Annotated in this window: 17 protein-coding genes; 7 read left to right on the plus strand and 10 right to left on the minus strand. The window is 69.3% G+C overall.

Annotated features, from left to right (window positions below; genetic code table 11):
* Positions 1-154: 154 nt before the first annotated feature.
* From VN378_RS11870 to VN378_RS11885, 4 genes are all read left to right on the plus strand, one after another.
* Positions 155-754: an RcnB family protein gene (locus VN378_RS11870; RefSeq protein ID WP_325743785.1), complete on the plus strand. Its 600-nt coding sequence runs from the start codon at positions 155-157 to the stop codon at positions 752-754.
* A gap of 162 nt (positions 755-916) precedes the next feature.
* Complete coding sequence (locus tag VN378_RS11875; RefSeq protein ID WP_325743786.1) at positions 917-1,897, plus strand: RcnB family protein; 981 nt, start codon at positions 917-919, stop codon at positions 1,895-1,897.
* A 104-nt stretch (positions 1,898-2,001) separates the two neighbouring features.
* Positions 2,002-4,224, plus strand: a complete 2,223-nt coding sequence (locus VN378_RS11880) for an RNA degradosome polyphosphate kinase (RefSeq protein WP_325743787.1) — start codon at positions 2,002-2,004, stop codon at positions 4,222-4,224.
* On the plus strand, positions 4,224-5,732 hold the full coding sequence (locus VN378_RS11885) for a Ppx/GppA phosphatase family protein (protein WP_325743788.1): 1,509 nt from the start codon (positions 4,224-4,226) through the stop codon (positions 5,730-5,732). The genes VN378_RS11880 and VN378_RS11885 overlap by 1 nt, the downstream gene beginning before the upstream one ends.
* A gap of 7 nt (positions 5,733-5,739) precedes the next feature.
* Here VN378_RS11885 and VN378_RS11890 read toward each other — a convergent pair whose 3' ends face one another.
* The 3 genes from VN378_RS11890 to VN378_RS11900 form a co-directional block, all read right to left on the minus strand.
* Positions 5,740-6,300 (minus strand): hypothetical protein, encoded by a 561-nt coding sequence (locus VN378_RS11890; protein WP_325743789.1) that lies wholly within the window; start codon positions 6,298-6,300, stop codon positions 5,740-5,742.
* Between the two features lie 60 nt (positions 6,301-6,360).
* Positions 6,361-6,993 carry an isoprenylcysteine carboxylmethyltransferase family protein gene (locus tag VN378_RS11895; RefSeq protein WP_325743790.1) on the minus strand — a complete coding sequence of 211 codons (633 nt, stop codon included), beginning with the start codon at positions 6,991-6,993 and terminating at the stop codon, positions 6,361-6,363.
* Between the two features lie 83 nt (positions 6,994-7,076).
* Positions 7,077-8,042, minus strand: a complete 966-nt coding sequence (locus VN378_RS11900; RefSeq protein ID WP_325743791.1) for a M28 family peptidase — start codon at positions 8,040-8,042, stop codon at positions 7,077-7,079.
* 150 nt (positions 8,043-8,192) lie between these two features.
* On the opposite strand from VN378_RS11900, the gene ligA reads away from it, so the two are divergent.
* Both ligA and VN378_RS11910 read left to right on the plus strand, forming a co-directional pair.
* Positions 8,193-10,529 carry an NAD-dependent DNA ligase LigA gene (gene ligA / locus VN378_RS11905; protein WP_325743792.1) on the plus strand — a complete coding sequence of 779 codons (2,337 nt, stop codon included), beginning with the start codon at positions 8,193-8,195 and terminating at the stop codon, positions 10,527-10,529.
* A gap of 42 nt (positions 10,530-10,571) precedes the next feature.
* On the plus strand, positions 10,572-11,807 hold the full coding sequence (locus VN378_RS11910; RefSeq protein ID WP_325743793.1) for a hypothetical protein: 1,236 nt from the start codon (positions 10,572-10,574) through the stop codon (positions 11,805-11,807).
* Here VN378_RS11910 and VN378_RS11915 read toward each other — a convergent pair.
* The 5 genes from VN378_RS11915 to VN378_RS11935 all read right to left on the minus strand — a co-directional run bounded on the left by VN378_RS11915 (position 11,804) and on the right by VN378_RS11935 (position 16,666).
* Positions 11,804-12,793: an aldo/keto reductase gene (locus VN378_RS11915; protein ID WP_325743794.1), complete on the minus strand. Its 990-nt coding sequence runs from the start codon at positions 12,791-12,793 to the stop codon at positions 11,804-11,806. The two genes, VN378_RS11910 and VN378_RS11915, sit on opposite strands and share 4 nt — an antisense overlap.
* 72 nt (positions 12,794-12,865) lie before the next feature.
* A complete protein-coding gene (locus tag VN378_RS11920; protein ID WP_325743795.1) occupies positions 12,866-14,680 on the minus strand; it encodes an aminopeptidase P family protein in 1,815 nt (604 codons plus the stop codon).
* A 185-nt stretch (positions 14,681-14,865) separates the two neighbouring features.
* Entirely contained in the window at positions 14,866-15,369 is a 504-nt protein-coding gene (locus VN378_RS11925; protein WP_325743796.1) for a hypothetical protein, read from the minus strand.
* 55 nt (positions 15,370-15,424) lie between these two features.
* Positions 15,425-16,294: a 50S ribosomal protein L11 methyltransferase gene (locus VN378_RS11930; protein ID WP_325743797.1), complete on the minus strand. Its 870-nt coding sequence runs from the start codon at positions 16,292-16,294 to the stop codon at positions 15,425-15,427.
* A 3-nt stretch (positions 16,295-16,297) separates the two neighbouring features.
* The gene (locus VN378_RS11935; protein WP_325743798.1) at positions 16,298-16,666 is read right to left on the minus strand and encodes a hypothetical protein; all 369 of its coding nucleotides are present in this window, start codon (positions 16,664-16,666) and stop codon (positions 16,298-16,300) included.
* On the opposite strand from VN378_RS11935, the gene VN378_RS11940 reads away from it, so the two are divergent.
* Entirely contained in the window at positions 16,647-16,913 is a 267-nt protein-coding gene (locus tag VN378_RS11940; protein ID WP_325743799.1) for a hypothetical protein, read from the plus strand. The two genes, VN378_RS11935 and VN378_RS11940, sit on opposite strands and share 20 nt — an antisense overlap.
* 77 nt (positions 16,914-16,990) lie before the next feature.
* Here VN378_RS11940 and VN378_RS11945 read toward each other — a convergent pair whose 3' ends face one another.
* Both VN378_RS11945 and cysE read right to left on the minus strand, forming a co-directional pair.
* Positions 16,991-17,203 (minus strand): DUF3126 family protein, encoded by a 213-nt coding sequence (locus VN378_RS11945; RefSeq protein WP_325743800.1) that lies wholly within the window; start codon positions 17,201-17,203, stop codon positions 16,991-16,993.
* A gap of 137 nt (positions 17,204-17,340) precedes the next feature.
* Complete coding sequence (cysE, locus tag VN378_RS11950) at positions 17,341-18,162, minus strand: serine O-acetyltransferase (protein ID WP_325743801.1); 822 nt, start codon at positions 18,160-18,162, stop codon at positions 17,341-17,343.
* Between the last annotated feature and the right edge of the window lie 20 nt (positions 18,163-18,182).

The raw sequence follows: 18,182 nt of genomic DNA on the forward strand, positions 1-18,182 counted from the left end.
TCCTGAAACGGCAGGATCTCAGGTGGGCGTCCGCGACGCCTCGCACAACAGCGCACCTGACAGACGCGTTCAGGACGCATTCATCCGCAGGGGATGAGCGTCGCGTCGTGATTAACGGACGGCAGCCAGTCTCCGTCCAGCCGGAGAGACGACCATGAACCGCTTCACCAGGGCAGCCGTGCTCGGGCTGGTGCTGGCCACCGCCGCCCCGCTCGCCGCCGAGGCCCAGAGCCGCGGCGACCGCCGCGAGAACCGCCGCGAGTATCGCGAGGACCGGCGCGACGACCGCCAGGACTATCGCCGGGAGCGGCGCGACGACCGGCGCGACTGGCGCAGCGGCGAGTACGACAATCGCCGGGAATTCCGTCAGGACCGGCGCGACGATCGCCGCGATTTCCGCGAGGAACGCCGTGAGGACCGCCGGGACTTCCGCCGCGACCGGCGGTGGGACCGTAGCAATCGCGACTGGTGGCGCGGCCGGGACGACTTCCGCGACTATCGCGGCGTCCGCAGCGGCTATTGGTACGCCCCCAGCTACGGCTACTATCGGGTCGAGCCGCGCTACTACAATTATCGCTGGCAGCGCGGCGGCTACCTGCCCCCGGCCTATCGCGGCTACTACGTTCGCGATCCGTACGTCTATGGCCTGGGTCCGGCCCCGCGCGGCTACCGCTACGTTCACGCCGGCAACGACATTGTCATGATCGCCGTCGCCACGGGCCTGATCGCCAGCGTCCTGTCCGGCGCATTCTAGCCCTCGGGCATCGTCCGGGAAGCGCCCCGCGGCCTTGGCTGCGGGGCGTTTTCTATCCGAAAGTTAACCTTGCAACGGCGTTCGTTCAGTCACGGTTCATCGACCTGGCGCGACGTTTCAATCAAGCCGTCTGACAGGGACGTGCGGGGAAAGACCGAGACCATGAAACGCACTCTGATGATGGCCGCAGCCGTGGCGGCCTTCGCCGTGCCCGCGGCCGCGCCGCTCACCGCCCTGGCCCAGGACGGCGAACGGGGCGGCGGCCGACGCGGCGCCGCCCGCCAGAACGGCGGGGAACGCATCATCCCCGACGCTCCGGTCCAGGCCGAGGCTCCGCGCGAGAGACGCGAAGAGCGGCGCGAGAACCGGCAGGAACGCCGCGAAGAGCGGCGCGAAAGCCGCCAGGAGGCGCGCCCCGAGCCGCCGCAGAACCGCGAGCAAAGGCAGGAAAACCGGCAGGAGCGTCGCGAGGAGCGGCGGGAAAACCGGCAGGAAGCGCGCCAGCCCGGGACTCCTCGCGATCCGAACCAGCCCCTGTTCCGCAACAACCAGGACATTCTCGACGCCCGCGCCCGTGAGGCGCGGCAGCAGAACCGTCAGGAGAACCGCCAGGACCGCCGCGAAGAGCGGCGGGAGCGTCGCGACGACCGCCCCCACACGCCGCCGCAAGACCGCGAGGAGCGTCGCGAGAACCGTCAGGATCGACGCGAAGACCGGAGGGAGAACCGCCAGGATCGCCGTGAGGACCGTCGCGAAAACCGTCAGGACCGGCGCGAATACCGCGAGTTCCGCCAGCGCTTCAGCAGCGACTCCTGGCGGCGCGACTGGAACCGCAGCCACCGGTCCGACTGGTGGCGCAACGACCGCCGTTTCCGGGGCTACAACGGCCTGCGCATCGGCTTCTATTTCGCGCCGGGCTACGGCTATTACCAGGTTCCGCGCAACTACTGGGGCCAGCGCTACTACGAGGGCCAGTACCTGCCCTCGATCTTCTGGCGCTATCAGCTGAACGACTGGCGCACCTACGGCCTCGGCTATCCGCCCGAGGGCACGCGCTGGGTGCTGGTGGACAACCACATCTATCTGATCGACGCCTACGACGGCTACATCATCGAGGTCATCTACGACGCTTGGCGCTGGTAGTTCGTCAGCCTACGGAAGAAGCGCCGCCGGATCGCACGATCCGGCGGCGTTTCCGTATCCGGAACGAGGTTGCGGCGAGACGCGCGACACGCCAGAACCGGCGCATGACCGACGCGGCGATCAGCGACAAGACCCGGGGCGAGGAGGTCCCGTCCTCGCGCGCGCCGCAGCTGCATCTGTCCGAAGAGCTGATGCAGTCGCCCACCCGCTTCTTCAACCGCGAAATCTCGTGGCTGGCTTTCAACGGCCGGGTGCTGGAAGAGGCCGCCAATCCGGCCCACCCGCTGCTGGAACGGCTGCGCTTCCTGTCCATCTCGGCCAACAACCTGGACGAATTCTTCATGACCCGCGTGGCCGGGCTGAAGGGCCAGGTCCGCGAGCGGGTGCGGGTGCTGTCAGCCGACGGCCTGACGCCCGCCGAACAGTTGGACAAGGTCAATGTCGCCGCCGGCGCCCTGATGGCCGAGCAGCAGCGGCGCTGGCGCAAGCTGCGCAAGGAACTGACCATCGCCGGCATCGAGGTGGTCGACGCCGACAGGATCAGCAAGACCGAACGGGACCGGCTGGAGCCCGAGTTCCTCAACCAGCTGTTCGCCGTGCTGACGCCCATGGCGATCGACCCGGCCCACCCCTTCCCCTTCCTGCCCAATCTCGGCTTCTCGCTGGCGCTGAAGCTGAAGCGGCGGTCGGACAACCGCACCCTCTACGCCCTGGTGCCGGTGCCGACCCAGGTGAAGCGGTTCTGGCCGCTGGCGACCGACGGCCGGTCCAGCCCCGGCAAGAAGCGCTACGTCAGCCTGGAAAGCCTGCTGACCCTGTTCATCGACCACCTGTTCCCTGGCTGCGACGTGCTGGAGCGCGGGGTTTTCCGCCTGATCCGCGACTCGGACATCGAGATCGAGGAGGAGGCCGAGGATCTGGTCATGGAGTTCGAGGAGGCGTTGAAGCAGCGCCGTCTCGGCTCGGTCGTGCGCATCAAGATCGAGGCGTCCATGCCAGACGATCTGCGCACCTTCATCACCAACGAACTGGACGCCGCGCCGCAGGACGTGGTCCTGGTCGCCGGCATGCTGGGCCTGGCCCAGGTCGCCGACCTGATACCCTCGGGCCACCCCGACCTGAAGTTCAAGGGCTACGAGCCCCGTTATCCCGAGCGGGTGCGCGACAACGGCGGCGACATCTTCGCCGCGGTCCGCGAGAAGGACATGCTGATCCACCACCCGTTCGAGAGCTTCGACGTGGTGGTCCAGTTCCTGCGCCAGGCCGCGCGCGACCCCAACGTCATCGCCATCAAACAGACGCTGTACCGCACCTCGAAGGACAGCCCCATCGTCGCCGCCCTGATCGAGGCGGCCGAGAACGGCAAGAACGTCACCGCCCTGGTCGAGATCAAGGCGCGTTTCGACGAAGAGGCTAACCTGCGCTGGGCGCGGGCCATGGAGCGGGCGGGCGTCCACGTCGTCTTCGGCTTCGTCGAATGGAAGACCCACGCCAAGCTCAGCGTCGTCGTGCGGCGCGAGGGCGAGTCCCTGAGGACCTACTGCCACTTCGGGACCGGCAACTACCATCCGGTGACGGCGCGGGTTTACACCGATCTGAGCCTGTTCAGCTGCGACCCCATGCTGGGCCGCGACGCCTCGCGGGTGTTCAACTACATCACCGGTTACGCCCAGCCTGACGAGCTGGAGGCGCTGGTCGTCTCGCCGCTGAACATGAAGACCACCCTGATCGACCTGATCGGCAAGGAGATGGCCGCCGCGGCCCAGGGCAAGCCCGCCGCCATCTGGGCCAAGATGAACTCCCTCGTCGACCCGCAGGTCATCGACGCCCTGTACCGCGCCAGCCAGTGGGGCGTGCGCATCGAGCTGATCGTGCGCGGCATCTGCTGCCTGCGCCCCGGCGTGGAGGGCCTGTCCGAGAACATCCGGGTCAAGTCGATCGTCGGCCGCTTCCTGGAGCACGCCCGCATCGTCGCCTTCGCCAACGGCCGGGACCTGCCGCACAACAAGGCCAGGGTCTTCATCTCGTCCGCCGACTGGATGAACCGGAACCTGGACCGTCGGGTCGAGCTCATGACCCCCGTGCTCAACGCCACCGTCCACGACCAGGTGCTGGACCAGATCATGGTCGCCAATCTCAAGGACGACGCCCAGAGCTGGGTGCTGTCCGCCGACGGCGCCTATCAGCGGGTTCAGCCCGCCGATCCGGACCGGCCCTTCTCGGCCCACAAATACTTCATGACCAACCCCAGCCTGTCGGGCCGGGGCCGCAAGGTGAAGACCCTGCCCGGCCAGCTCAGCTACGAACCCTCGCGGAAGAAGCGCTGATGTCCGCGGCCCTGCTGTCGGCGATCGGCGCGCCCCGCGACGTCGCGGCGATCGACATCGGCTCCAACTCGGTCCGCCTGGTCCTGTACCGGCTCGAAGGCCGGGCCATCTGGACCGTGTTCAACGAAAAGGTCCTGGCCGGGCTCGGCCGCGATCTGGCCGTCACGGGTCAGCTGTCCGTCGAGGGCGCGGCCCAGGCCCTGACGGCGCTGAAGCGGTTCGCCGCGGTCATCGAGGGCGTGCGCCCCGCCCTGGTGTTCGTCGCGGCCACGGCGGCGGTCCGCGAAGCCGCGGACGGACGGGCCTTCTGCGACAAGGTCGCCGCCGAAACCGGACTGCAAATCCGCGTCCTGTCGGGCGAGGAGGAGGCCCGCTACGCCGCCCTCGGCGTCCTGGCCGGCATACCCGGCGCCGAAGGCGTCGCCGGCGATCTGGGCGGCTCCAGTCTGGAGCTTGTGCGCATCTCGAACGGCGAGGTCGGGCGCGGCGTGACCCTGCCCCTCGGCCCGTTCGCCCTGGCTGACGAACGCGGCTTCGACGCCGACCGGCTGCGTGAGGCGATCGCCAAACGGCTGAAGCCGGTCGCGGACTTCAAGGCCGACACCCTCTACGCCGTGGGCGGGGCCTGGCGGACGCTGGCCCAGGTGCACATGGAAATGAACGGCTATCCCCTGCGCATCGTCCATCAGTACGCCATGAGCGCCGATGAGGTGCTGGCCACCGCCGGGCTGGTCGCGCGGGCGTCGAAGGCCTCACTCGAAAAATGGCCGGGCGTCTCGAAGAAGCGGTCGGAAATCCTGCCCCACGCCGCCCTTGTTCTGGAGGCGCTGGTCGAGCGGCTGGAACTCAAACGGGTCGTCGCCTCGGCCTGGGGCGTGCGCGAAGGCATGCTGTATGAGGCGCTTGAGCCCGAGATCGCCGCCGCAGACCCCCTGCTGGCGGGCTCGTCGGCTCTCGGCGCCCGGCAGGGCATTTCTCCGACCTTGCCCGGCGCGCTCAAGGGCTGGATCGCGCCCCTGCTCGCGGCCATGCCGGTGACTTTCGACAAGGTCCGCGACGACGTGCTGGCGGACGCGGCCTGCCGGCTGGCGGATCTGGGGGCCCGGTTGCATCCGGACCACCGTGTCGAACTGGCCTTCGACCAGGTGCTGCGGGCGCCGGTCCCGGGCCAGACTCACGCCGAGCGCGCCTGGCTGGCTACGGCGGTCAACGCCCGATACGGCGGCCCGACCGGCACGCCCGAGCCGGACACCGTCACGCGCCTGTTGACCGAGGAACAGCGGCAGGGGGCCCGCGCCCTGGGGCTCGCCATCCGGTTGGCCTGCGACCTGTCCGGCCGCGCGCCGCAACTGCTGGTCAACGCCCGCGCCGCGGTCGAGAGCGGGACCCTCGTCCTGACGGCGGCCGACGGCTACGCCGACGTGCTGCTGGGCGAGCAGACCCGGCGACGCGGCAAGGCCCTGGCCGACGCCATGGGTCTGAAGCTGGATATCCGCAACGGCGGCTGACGCCCGGTCAGTCGCCCATCCACCAGCGCAGGCGCACGTCCCGCACGGTCTGGCCGGCGGCGGTCAGGGTTCCGGTCACCACGACGCCCTCATCGCCCAGGTTGCGCCGCGAGGTCGCCAGAACGCCCTGGTCGATTCGCCCCTCGAAGCGCACGGCGCCCAGTTCGGGCGATGTCCCCTCGAACTCGATCCGGTCGTCGGACACGGCGTAGCGGGTGGGCAGAACCCGCGGGGCGATGCTTCGGGTTTCGCCCAGTTCGGTTTCCACCATCGGACTGGTCTCGTCCTTGAACTGCAGCATGACGGGCGCGAAGGTCGCCTCGGTGTCCGCGCCCGTCCACTCCTGGAACTCGGCCGACTGGCCGATGAAGACGTGATCGAAGCTCCACTTGCCCAGACGGACCTCGCTCACCGGCATGTAGAAGCCCGACAGGTCCGACGTCGCAGCATAGCTGAACGCCCGGGCGGCCGAAGCTCCGGGAGCCGCAGGCGCATCGGCCGGCTTGGCGGGACGGTCGCAGGCCGACAGGATCAGGAGCCCCGCGGCAAGGCCGATCAGATGTCGCATATCATTGTCCCTCGGGTGTTCGCCGCGGACCGGACCACGCCCGCGCTCCGCTGTCCACCGTCAAGGCAGACGCGCGACGACCCGCAGCCAGTGCGCCGCCTGTCCGGCGTCGATCAATTCGAACACCGGAATGGCCAGCAGAAACACCAGACCGTCGCGGATCGTGGTCACGAACAGGGCTGGCCGGATCGTCAGCTGTTCCTCGTCCTTCCACAGCGAGAAGCGCGGCCAGAAGCGCGGCGTGCGGGCCTTGTAGGCGGCATAGACCGCCCCGAACTCCCGCTCCAGGAAGGCTTCCTCACGCAGCACCGTCAGGTAGAAGACGGCCATCGCCGCGAGAACGAACATCAGGCCGATGGTGACGCTGCCGCTCTGGGCTCCGATGCCGAACGCGCCGACGAAGCTGAAGATATACAGCGGGTTGCGACTGATCGAATAGGGGCCCCGGTCGACGATCTCGGCCTTTTTGCGTCCGCCTATATAGAGCGAGCACCAGGCCCGGCCGACGATCGCCAGGATCATGGCGACGAATCCCGCGCTCTCGACATGCTCATGCCATTCGCTGTCGACCCCGCCGATCGACTGGGTCACCAGGGCGAGCCCGACAAGGCCCGCGAGAGCGGCGAGCACGGCCGCCTTGCGGATTTTCTGGACCATGGAGAGATCCATGGTCGGCCGGTGGATTGCGGTCATGGGGTCGCCTCCGATCTCCCGGACCAAACGACCTCAGCGCAGGCTTTTCAAGCCCGATCTTTGCGACCGAAACGCGCTCGCGACTAGCGGTCCAGCGCGGCGTCCAGCGCCCGGAACGACGCGATCGACAGTTCGGTCGCGCTGATGAACACCGACGGCGTGATGCGCTCGAAATCATCCGATGGGCGGTGATAGTCCGGGTGGTAGTTGACCCCCAGGTAGAGGAACGGAATCTGGGCCCGGTGGAAGGCGGCATGGTCCGAGGACTCGACCCAGTTGTCCTCGCCGGTGTCCTGCGGCGTGTCCTTGCCGAAGGCCAGGGCGACGGCGCCGTTGGCGGGAATGGCTTCCAGGATCGGCCGGAACGCGGAGTTCTGGTAGGTGCCGGTGACCCACAGCTTGCCGTCGGTCTCGGCGCGCGCGGTCATGTCGAAATTGAGGTTCATGGCGATCGAGGTCAGGGGCACCGGCGGCGCCTCGACGAAATGCCTCGCTCCCAGCAGCCCGCGTTCCTCGCCGTCGAGGGCCACGATCAGCACGCTGTGGTCAGGAGCCTCCCGCTTCAGGTCCGCGGCCAGGGCCAGCATGGTGGCGACGCCCGAGGCGTTGTCGTCCGCTCCGTTGAAGACCTGGCCCTCGGCGTTGACCCCGACGTGATCGTAGTGGGCGGTAACGACGATATAGCGGTTGGCGACGCGGGCTCCCGGGATCAGGCCGATGACATTGACGCCGTTCCAGGTCTTCGCTCCCGCCCGGGTGCGGCCCTGCATTTCCCACGGCTGCATCCGGCCCATCGGCGGCGGCGCGACGCCAAGGGCTTCCAGTCGTCCGACGATGTAGTTGCGCGCCATCTCCCCGCCGGGCGCGCCGGTGTCGCGACCCTGCATGTCTTCGGCCGACAGGATGCGCACGTCGTCCAGCAACCGGGCGTGCATGGCCGGGGGCGCCGGCGGCGTCACGACGACGGGAGTCGGCGCCGCATTCGCGCAGGCTGACAGGAAGAGAGCCGCCGCGAGCGGCGACAGGGCGGGAATACGAACGGGACGCATGACGGCTCCTGAAGGGACGGCGCGAGGCTAGCGGTCGTCGGCGCCGGTGTCAGATTAACTCCCTGTCATTCCCGCCCACCCGCCGACAAGGCCTCGAAAGCCGCGCCGGCGATGCTAGAACAACGGAAGAATCCTTCTGGCGAGCTGCGCATGTCCGAGACCCCCGTCGATCAGCTGAGCGAGTCCGCCGCCCGCGAGGAACTCGACCGGCTGGCCGCCGAACTGGCCCGGCACGACGCCCTCTATCACCGTCAGGACGCCCCCGAGATTTCGGACGCCGAATACGACGCGCTCAAGCGCCGGGCGCTGGAGATCGAGGAGCAGTTCCCTGACCTCACCGGCCCCGCGTCGCCTTCGCAGGTCGTGGGCGCGGCCGGCTCGAGCCAGTTCGCGCCGGTCCGGCACGGCGTGCCCATGCTGTCGCTGGACAACGCCTTCGACGCGGCCGAGGTCGCCGACTTCGTCGCCCGCATCCGCCGATTCCTCAAACTGCCGGCGGACGAGCCTGTGGCCTTCGTCGCCGAACCCAAGATCGACGGCCTGTCCGCGAACCTGCGCTACGAGAACGGGGTGCTGGTCACCGGCGCCACCCGCGGAGACGGGCGTACGGGCGAGGACGTCACGGCCAATCTTCGCACGCTCGAGGACGTTCCCGAACGTCTGTCCGGCTCGGGCTGGCCCGCCGTGGTCGAGGTGCGGGGCGAGGTCTACGCCCCCAATGACGCCTTCGACGCCTTCAACGCCGCGGCGGAGGCGGCTGGAACGCGCACCTACGCCAACCCGCGCAATTTCGCCGCGGGTTCGCTGCGTCAGAAGGATGCGGCGATCACCGCCAAACGCCCCCTGCGCTTCTTCGCCTACGCCTGGGGCGAGGTGTCGTCGTCATTCGCCGGGACCCAGTGGGACGCCCTGCAGACGCTCCGGTCGTGGGGCTTCCCGGTCAACCACCGTTCGCGTCGGGTCGAGGACGCGGCCGGACTGATGGCGCTCTACGACGGCCTGCAAACGGACCGGGCCACGCTCGGCTATGACATCGACGGCGTGGTCTACAAGGTCGACCGGCTGGACTGGCAGGCCCGCCTCGGCTTCGTCGCCCGCACCCCCCGCTGGGCCATCGCCCATAAATTCCCGGCGCAGCAGGCCCAGACGGTGCTCGAGGACATCGACATCCAGGTCGGCCGCACCGGCTCGCACACGCCGGTGGCCCGCCTCCATCCCGTCACCGTCGGCGGCGTCGTCGTGCGCAACGCCACCCTGCACAACGCCGACGAGATCGCCCGGCTCGACGTCCGGCTCGGCGACACAGTCACCCTGCAGCGCGCAGGAGACGTTATCCCGCAGATCCTCGGCGTCGTGGACGCCGACCGCCCCGGCCGCGGCGAGCCGTGGGAGTTTCCGCACCTCTGCATCTGCCCGCTGAAGACCGCCCTGGTGAAGGAAACCAACGCCTCGGGCGAGGAATCGGTAGTGCGCCGCTGCACCGGCGAACTGGCCTGCCCGTTCCAGCGCATCGAACATCTCAAGCATTTCTGCAGCCGGCGCGCCTTCGACATCGAGGGGCTGGGCGAGAAACAGCTGACCGCCTTCCATGAGCGGGGCTGGATCAACCAGCCCGCCGACATCTTCCGCCTCGCCCGCGATGCGGAAAAGCTGGACGCCCTGCGCGCCGAGGACGGCTATGGCGAGACCAGCGTGCGAAATCTGGTCGCCGGCATAGACGCCCGGCGCACCATCGCGCTGGACCGGTTCATCTACGGCCTGGGCGTGCGCGACATCGGCGAACAGACGTCCATCGTTCTTGCCCGCGCCTTCGAGACCTGGCCCGCCTTCAAGGCCGCCTGTCTCGCCGCCGCCGAGGGCATGCCGAGCGAGGACTGGATCCGGCTGAACGAGGCCCATGCCGTCTCGCCGCGCGTGGTGGCGACCCTGGCCGAGGCCACGCCGCCCGCCGCCGATCCATGGCCCGAGGCGCCGATCGACCAGAAGATCGCCCTCGCCTTCCCCGGTCTCGCTGCGCCCGCCCGGCGGGGACTGGCGACCCTGGCTGATGACTGGGCCGACCTGGTTCGGCTGTCTGCAGTGGCGCGCGACGAGGGGCCGTCAGAAGGCCTGGGCCAGATCGCCGGCGTCTCGGGCGTCGGCCCGGTCGCGGCCCGGGCGCTGGCCCTGTTCTTCCGCGAGACCCACAACCGCACCATGGTCGACGCGCTCGTCGCCGAGCTCGACCGCATCGAGGACGCCGAAAAGCCGAAGTCCGACACCGCAGTCGCCGGCAAGACCGTGGTCTTCACCGGCGCGCTGGAACGCTTCACCCGCGACGAGGCCAAGGCACGCGCCGAAAGCCTCGGGGCCAAGGTGTCCGGCTCGGTGTCGAAGAAGACCGACTATCTCGTCGCCGGACCGGGCGCGGGCTCGAAGATGGCCGACGCGCTGAAGCACGGGGTGCAGGTGCTGACCGAGGATGAATGGCTGGCCCTGATCGGCTGAGGACTTCACCAATAAATAATCCGTTCTGGTTTCAATGACTTCATGGCCAGTTCCCTTGTCGCCGACGGGCTGGAGGCCCGGCCGAGCGTCGAGCGCTTCTCCACCCACGAGCTTGGACCCACGCTCGAACGCTTCCAGGCGTCGGGAATGCTGGAAGAAGGCCGGATCAATCTGATCGGCCTGGACGCCGTAGCCGAGCGGCTCGGGGACAAGTGGGAAGGCCGCCAGGAGCAGATCTACGACCACGTCGAACGCACCCTGACGCGCCATCTCGAGGGCGGCGGCTTCTTCCAGCGGGTGTCGCCGACCGACTATCTGGTGGTCCAGCCCGGCCTGGGCAAGTTCAGCGGCCAGGTGTCCTGCCTGTTGTATCTGCGTGAACTTCTGACCCATTTCCTCGGCGGGGCCGCGCCGGAGGCCGCCGACGTCCTGGAAGTCACCAGCCTGAGCGGCGGCCGCATCTTCGCCGCCGAGATCGACCAGGCCTATGCCGTCGCGGCGGCCAAATCCGAACCGCCGCCTGTCCAGCCGGAAACGGATGCACTCCCCTCATCCTGGAATCCGTTCGTCGCCGCGGACGGACGGACCCTGCGGGTCTCCTGCCATCTGGAACCGGTGTTCGAGCTCAAGACCTTCGCCCAGATCGGCTTCAGGATTGTCCGCCGCGTCCTGCACATGCCCGGCGAGATCGAACTCAACGCCCAGGAACAGCGCAACCTGACCACCGCCGACATCGAGAAGGTCGATCTCGCGACGATCGCGCGCGGCGTCAGCCGCCTTCGCTCGGAACAGGGCAACGCCAAACAGCCGACCCTCTTCCTGCCCGTATCCTACACGACCCTCTCCAGCCAGCGCGGCCGCGGTCCCCTGATCGCCCGCTTCAAGGAGGCGACCCAGGGCGTCGAAAAGGGCCTCATCTGCGAGATCAGCGACATCGAGGGCGTGCCCGGCAGCGCCCTGGCCGCCGTCACCGTGCTGATCAAGCCATTCTGCGTCATCGTGGTCGGCAAGCTGCGCGAGGCCCCCGGCCGTTCGCCCGAGGATCTGCGCGGCGTCCGCCTTCAGGGCGTGGCCTTCGAGGCCGGCCAGCATCCGCTTGAGCCGGCCGACTTCTCGTTCTGGGCCGAGCGGGCCGTGGCCCACGCACGCCGGGTGACCCGATCCGTCATCATCCACGGCCTGTCCGGCCCCGAGTATCTGGGTCTGGCCGGTCTGGCCGGCGCCACCCACGCCAGCCTCGCGGCCCGGCGAACGCCGCCGACGCCGCCGCCCGGCTAGCGGTTCAGGGCCGCCCGCGCCGCCTCGGCGTAGCGATGGCCCGCGGCCGCGCCCTTGGGGAAGACCGCCTCGATGCGCGCCAGATCCTCGGGCGTCAGCGCGATGTCGACCGCCGCCACGTTTTCTTCCAGCGTCCGGATGCGCCGCGTGCCGGGGATCGGGACCAGGTGTTCGCCCTGCGCCAGCACCCAGGCCAGGGCCAGCTGCGCCGCCGTCACGCCCTTGTCCGCCGCGATCCCGGCCACCGCATGGACCAGGTCGATGTTCTTCTGGAAATTCTCGCCCTGGAAACGCGGGTTCGAGCGGCGGAAGTCGTCGGGCGCCAGGTCGTCGACCGATTTGATCTCGCCCGACAGGAAGCCCCGGCCCAGCGGACTGTAGGGCACGAAGCCGATGCCCAGCTCCTCACAGGTCGCCAGCAGTTCGTCCTCGGGATCGCGGGTCCAGAGGGAATATTCGGTCTGCAGGGCGGTGATCGGGTGCGCCGCATGACCCTTGCGCAGGGTCGCCGGGGAGGCCTCCGACAGGCCGAGAAAGCGCACCTTCCCCTCCTTCACCAGCTCGCCCATCGCCCCGACCGTCTCCTCGATCGGCGTGTCGGGGTCGACGCGGTGCAGATAGTAGAGATCGACGTGGTCCATCCCCAGCCGCTTCAGGCTGCCCTCGATGGCGCGGCGCACATTGGCCGGCGAGCCGTCGACGGACAGGGCCGTGCGGTCGGCGTTGTAGCCGATGCCGAATTTCGTGGCGACGAAGGCCTTGTCCCGGCGGTCGGTCAGCGCCTTGCCGACCTGGATCTCGTTGGTGTGGGGGCCGTACATCTCGGCCGTGTCGAAGAAGGTGACGCCGAGGTCGAGCGCGCGGTGGATCACCGCCGTCGCTTGCCCCTCGTCCGACGGCTGGCCGTAGAAGGCGGCCATGCCCATACAGCCCAGGCCGATGGCCGAAACCTCGGGACCCGAACGGCCCAGCGTGCGCGTCTTCATCAGCGCTCTCCTTGAAATGTGGGGGACCGGCGACGCATCCGCCGGCTCACGGGAGATGGGCGCCGTTCGGCCTTATTTCAAGGGGGCCGCCTGCGCCTTCAGCCAGTCCAGCGCTGCCCCGTCCAGCAACGGCCCGACCTTGGCCAGCACCCCGGCATGATAGGCGTCGACATAGGCGCGCTCGTCCGGGGTCAGCAGATCGACGTCGATCAGCTTGCGGTCCAGCGGCGCCAGGGTCAGCTGCTCGAAGCCGTGCATCGGCCGTTCGCCGCCGGGAACGGGCTCGGGCGGCGTCACCACCTGCAGCGTCTCGATGCGGATGCCCCAGTGGCCCTCGCGGTAATAGCCGGGCTCGTTGGACAGGATCATCCCGGTCAGCAGCGGCTGGCTGTTGACCGCCTTGGCGATCCGCTGCGGCCCCTCGTGCACCCCCAGATACGAGCCGACGCCGTGGCCGGTGCCGTGGTCGTAGTCGAAGCCCTGCATCCACATCGGCAGGCGCGCCAGGGCGTCCAGCTGATGCCCCGTCGTGCCGGCGGGGAAGCGAACCGTGGCCATGGCCACATGGCCCTTGAGCACCAGGGTGAACATCCGGCGCTGGTCGGCGGTCGGCTCGCCCACGGCCATGGTGCGCGTCACGTCGGTGGTGCCGTCCAGATACTGGCCGCCGCCGTCCACCAGCAACAGGCTGCCCTTTTCCATACGTCGGATGGTGCGCGTCACCGGCTTGTAGTGCGGCAGGGCGCCGTTCGGACCTGCCCCCGCGATGGTGTCGAACGACAGGTCCTTCAGCGCCCCGGTCGCCTCGCGGAAACCTTCCAGCGCCTCGGCCACCTGACGCTCATCGGGGAGGATTTGCTGCCCCACGGTGTCGACCCAGTGCAGGAAGCGGGTCAGGGCTGCGCCGTCGCGGATATGGGCCTGACGCGCGCCCTCGATCTCGACGGGATTCTTGCAGGCCCGCGGCAGGGCGCAGGGATCCATGCCCCGCACCACGGTCGCGCCGGCGGCCGCCAGCCGGTCGAAATACCAGGCCGACGACTGGCCCGGATCGACCAGCACCTTCTGGCCCGACAGGGCGTCCAGCGCGCCTTCCAGCGCCTCGGGCGCCTCAAGCGTCACCGCGTCCCCCAGCCAGCCGGGCAGTTCGTTGGTGACCTTGCGCGGGTCGAGGAACAGGCTGGCCGTGCCGTCGGCCCTCACCACCGCCTGCCCCAGCGGCAGGGGCGTGCGGATCACGTCCCCCCCGCGGATATTGAACAGCCAGGCCAGCGACGCCGGCGCCGTCAGGACCGCCGCGTCGGCGCCGGCCTTGGCCACCGCCTCGCCGATGCGCGCGCGCTTGGAGGCGCTGCTCTCGCCGGCGTAACGATCCTCGTGCGGGACGACGGGCGCCGCCGGCTGGCCCGGCCGTTCGTCGGCCCAGGCCAGGTCCAGCGGATTGGGTTCGACGGGCTTCAGCTCGGCCCCGGCCTTCGCCGCCGCCCGCTTCAGCCGCGCCAGCGCATCGGGACTGTGCAGCCGTGGATCGTAGCCGATCACCGAGCCCTTCGGCGCGCGCTCCAGATAGTTCGCCACCCCGCCGCCATCGAGATCGAGAATCTCGAACTGGCCGGCGTCGACCTGGGCCCGGACCTGGACGGTGTAGCGGCCGTCGGCGAAGACGGCGGCGCGGTCCTTCATCACCACGCCCGCGCCGGCCGAACCGGTGAAACCGGTCAGCCAGGCCAGCCGGTCGTTGGCGGCGGGCAGATATTCGTTCTGGTGCTCGTCCTCATGCGGGACCAGCAGGCCGTCCAGGCCCTGTTCGGCCATCTTCGCGCGGACGCGGGGAAGGTGCTTCGCTCCGAAGGACGGATCGGTGGTTTCGTCGAAGGACTGGCGCATGGCGGAGGCATAGCACCACCGCCACGGTCATGGGGAGAGGCCGAAACCGACTTCTCCCTCCCCCTTGGGGGAGGGTGGTCGCGCAGCGACCGGGTGGGGGCGGCTCGGCGGATCATCGCGCCGTCCCCACCCTGTCGTCGCTGCGCGCCGACATCCCTCACCCGAAGGGGAGGGAGAGTGCGGCATCAATTCTGCGGCGAGGTCGGGGTGACGACGGTCACGCCGCCGTTCGGGGCCGGCGCGGGCGCCGGGACCTCGCGTTCGATGATCACCGGCGAGGATGAGCGCGCCTCGGCGGCCCGGGCCTCGCTGGCGGCGCGGACGGCTTCGGCCTGGGAGCGGGCGGCGTCGGCGCGGGCGATGTCGACACTGGCCTGGGCGCCGGCGACCTGGCCCTGGATCAGGGCGGAGTCCGCCTGGGCCTGGGCCGCCGCCGCATCGGCCTGGGCCTGCAGCAGGGCCTCGTCCGACTGCGGCCCGGCGCCGCGTGCGAACAGGATCCACAGCACGGCGAGGATGACCAGGCCGCCGAGGATGCCGGCGATCCACCAGCCGGTGTTGTTGGCCTCGCGCACCACCGTGGTTTCCACGGTCTCGGTGTGAAGCGGCGCGGTGGTCGTCACGGTCTCGGTGTAGACCGGCGTGCCGGGCGGGACGTAGTTCGGGTCGTTCGGATCGTACTGGGTCACAAGGCAGTCCTCCAATGAACTGCCGCAACGACTGCGCTTCGCCTCCGTTCCGCCGTTAACCCACCCGCCGCAGCACCAGGGCGCTCCAGGCGTCGCGATGGATGCGCCGTTCGAGGATGAAGCCGCGCGACAGATAGGCCGCCGACACCCGCCGCTCCTGCGTCCGCAGCAGGCCCGACAGGATCGCCACCCCGCCCAGGCTCAGCGCCTCCTTGATGTCCTGCGACAGGCTCACCAGAGGCGGAGCGAGGATGTTGGCGAACACCAGATCGTAGGGCCCCTGCCCCCGCACCTTGCGGTCGTTCAGGCCGAAGGCGTGGACGAAGCGGGCGTTGGCCTGGTTCAGTTTGGCGTTCTCGTTGGCGATGCGCACCGAGGGCTGGTCGATGTCGGTGCCGACGGCGACCTTCGATCCGGTCTTCGCCGCCGCGATGGCCAGCACGCCGGTTCCGCAGCCGACGTCCAGCACCCGCTCGAACCGTTCGCGCTTCAGCAGTTCGTCGAAGGCGACCAGACAGCCGACCGTCGTGCCGTGGTGCCCGGTGCCGAAGGCGGCGCCGGCGTCGATCTTCAGGTTCACCGTGTTCTTCGGCACGATGCCCTGATCGTGGGCGCCGTAGACGAAGAACCGTCCGGCCCGCACCGGCGGCAGGCCCGACAGCGACATGGCCAGCCAGTCGGCGTCGGCCAGCTTCTCGACCACGACGGTCAGGCCGTCGTGCGCCTTCAGCCGCGCCTCGATGCCGCGCGCGTCGTCTTCATCATTGGGAAAGGCGTCGATCCGCCATATGCCCCGGTCCTCGTCTTCCTCGAGGATCGAATAGGTGGCGCCTTCAAGGAGCGGATCGGAGTCCAGCGATGCGGCGGCGGCTTCGGCGACGCTCCGCGGGCCTCTGGCGATTATTTGAACTGCGGACTCGGACATTTCTCAAACACCGCTATCATATCGAATCGAGGCGCGCGCTGGCGTGCGCTCCGCCGCCAGCATCAACCAACTGAACCGAGGGGTCGGGGAATCCATGGCTAAAGCACCATCCAAGCCGAGTACCGCCAAACCGAAGGCGGCCGCCGCCGCTTCCAAGCCGAAACCGGCGACAAAGTCGAGCGCTGCGCCGAAAGCCGTCGCGAAACCGGCCGCGAAGGCCGCTGCGCCCAAGGCCGCCGTCAAGCCGGCCGTGAAGAAGGCCGCGCCGAAGGCCGCCGCCAAACCGGCGACCAAAACCGTCGCCCCGGCCAAGGCCGCTGCGCCCAGACCCGCCGCCGTGAAGAAGCCCGCAGTGAAGAAGGCCGCCGCCAAACCGGCTCCGAAGGCGGCCCCCAAACCCGCCGCGAAGAAGCCCGCCGCCAAGCCGGTCGTCGCGCCGAAGCCCGTCGCCGCGAAACCGGCTGCTGCTCCGGCCGCCGCGCCGAAACCCGCTGCTGTCGCGCCGGCTCCCAAACCCGTCGCCGCCGCTCCGGCCCCGGCTCCGAAACCGGCTGCTCCCAAGCCCGCCGAGAAGGGCTTCCTGTCCGGCCTGCTCGACGCGATCTTCGGCAAGAAATAAATCGCGACGCCTGAACGACGAAGCGCCGGTGGATCGCTCCACCGGCGCTTTTTCGTGCCCGGCCTGCGCCGGAGAATTCAGTCCTGCGGCAGGTCTTCCGCCAGGATCGCCATCTCGAACATGAAGCTGCCGGCCTCGTCCTCGTCCTCGAAGACGACGCCGATGAATTCGTCGCCGACATAGACCTCGGCCGAGTCGCTGGGCTTGCCGCGCGGCTTCAGGATGATGCCGCCCGTGTTGAAGGTGCGCTTCAGGTGCGTCTCGACGCGCTTCATGTCGGCGGTGTTCATGGTCGGCCTCGGGGATCACTCGTGAAGCCGCGGACCCTAGAGAAACCCGTCCGGCAGGGAAACCCCGGATTACTGTCTCCTCCCCATCGCAGATGGGGAGGGGGACCCCGAAGGGGTGGAGGGGTAGAAGAGACGACCTAGATGACGAAGTCGTAGACGATGTCGGCCAGCGTATGGTCCATGGTCCGCGCCGGCGTCGCCCCGGTGGGGCAGTTGACCAGCCGCGCAGGCACGCCCGCCACCGTGCATCCGGCCGGCACGTCCTTCAGCACCACCGAGCCCGAGGCCACCTTGGCGTAGTCGCCGACGGTGATGTTGCCCAGCACCTTGGCCCCCGCGCCCAGCAGCACGCCCTTGCCGATCTTGGGATGGCGGTCGCCGCGCTCGGCGCCGGTGCCGCCCAGGGTGACGGCGTGCAGCATCGACACCTCATCGCCGACCACGGCCGTCTCGCCGATGACGATGCCCGTGCCGTGATCCAGAAACAGGCCCGAGCCCATCCGCGCGGCGGGGTGGATGTCCACCTGGAACAGCTCGGAAATCCGGCTCTGGAAGTGGAAGGCCAGCGCCTCGCGCCCCTGCCCCCACAGCCAGTGCGCCACCCGATGGGCCTGCAGGGCCTGGAAGCCCTTGAAGTAGAGGAAGGGCTGCAACAGCGACTTGATCGCCGGATCGCGCTCGGCGACAGCCTGCAGATCGGCTTCCGCCGACGCCACGATACGCGGATCGGCGTCAAAGGCGTCGCGGCAGATTTCGCGCACCGACATGGCGCCCAGTTCGCTGTCGCCCAGCTTGCGCGCGATCTGGAAGCTGAGGGCCGAGGCCAGGTCATTGTGCGACAGAATCACCGCGTTGAGCTGCGAGGCCAGATGCGGCTCGCCGCGCACCGTCTCCTCGGCCGCGGCGCGCAGCAGGGCCCACGGTTCGGTGCGTGCGGCGACGACTTCAAGCTTGGGCATCAACGGCTCCTTCGCCTGCA

The sequence above is a fragment of the Brevundimonas sp. genome, assembly GCF_035561115.1.
Classification (GTDB): domain Bacteria; phylum Pseudomonadota; class Alphaproteobacteria; order Caulobacterales; family Caulobacteraceae; genus Brevundimonas.

Excerpts from the sequence above, each read along its gene's own strand:
- VN378_RS11875 (WP_325743786.1), top strand. The coding sequence starts at position 917 with ATGAAACGCACTCTGATGATGGCCGCAGCCGTGGCGGCCTTCGCCGTG.
- VN378_RS11880 (WP_325743787.1), top strand. The coding sequence starts at position 2,002 with ATGACCGACGCGGCGATCAGCGACAAGACCCGGGGCGAGGAGGTCCCG.
- cysE (WP_325743801.1), bottom strand. The coding sequence starts at position 18,162 with ATGCCCAAGCTTGAAGTCGTCGCCGCACGCACCGAACCGTGGGCCCTG.
- VN378_RS11895 (WP_325743790.1), bottom strand. The coding sequence starts at position 6,993 with ATGACCGCAATCCACCGGCCGACCATGGATCTCTCCATGGTCCAGAAA.
- VN378_RS11910 (WP_325743793.1), top strand. The coding sequence starts at position 10,572 with ATGGCCAGTTCCCTTGTCGCCGACGGGCTGGAGGCCCGGCCGAGCGTC.
- VN378_RS11900 (WP_325743791.1), bottom strand. The coding sequence starts at position 8,042 with ATGCGTCCCGTTCGTATTCCCGCCCTGTCGCCGCTCGCGGCGGCTCTC.
- VN378_RS11885 (WP_325743788.1), top strand. The coding sequence starts at position 4,224 with ATGTCCGCGGCCCTGCTGTCGGCGATCGGCGCGCCCCGCGACGTCGCG.
- VN378_RS11915 (WP_325743794.1), bottom strand. The coding sequence starts at position 12,793 with ATGAAGACGCGCACGCTGGGCCGTTCGGGTCCCGAGGTTTCGGCCATC.
- ligA (WP_325743792.1), top strand. The coding sequence starts at position 8,193 with ATGTCCGAGACCCCCGTCGATCAGCTGAGCGAGTCCGCCGCCCGCGAG.
- VN378_RS11930 (WP_325743797.1), bottom strand. The coding sequence starts at position 16,294 with ATGTCCGAGTCCGCAGTTCAAATAATCGCCAGAGGCCCGCGGAGCGTC.
- VN378_RS11890 (WP_325743789.1), bottom strand. The coding sequence starts at position 6,300 with ATGCGACATCTGATCGGCCTTGCCGCGGGGCTCCTGATCCTGTCGGCC.
- VN378_RS11945 (WP_325743800.1), bottom strand. The coding sequence starts at position 17,203 with ATGAACACCGCCGACATGAAGCGCGTCGAGACGCACCTGAAGCGCACC.
- VN378_RS11920 (WP_325743795.1), bottom strand. The coding sequence starts at position 14,680 with ATGCGCCAGTCCTTCGACGAAACCACCGATCCGTCCTTCGGAGCGAAG.
- VN378_RS11870 (WP_325743785.1), top strand. The coding sequence starts at position 155 with ATGAACCGCTTCACCAGGGCAGCCGTGCTCGGGCTGGTGCTGGCCACC.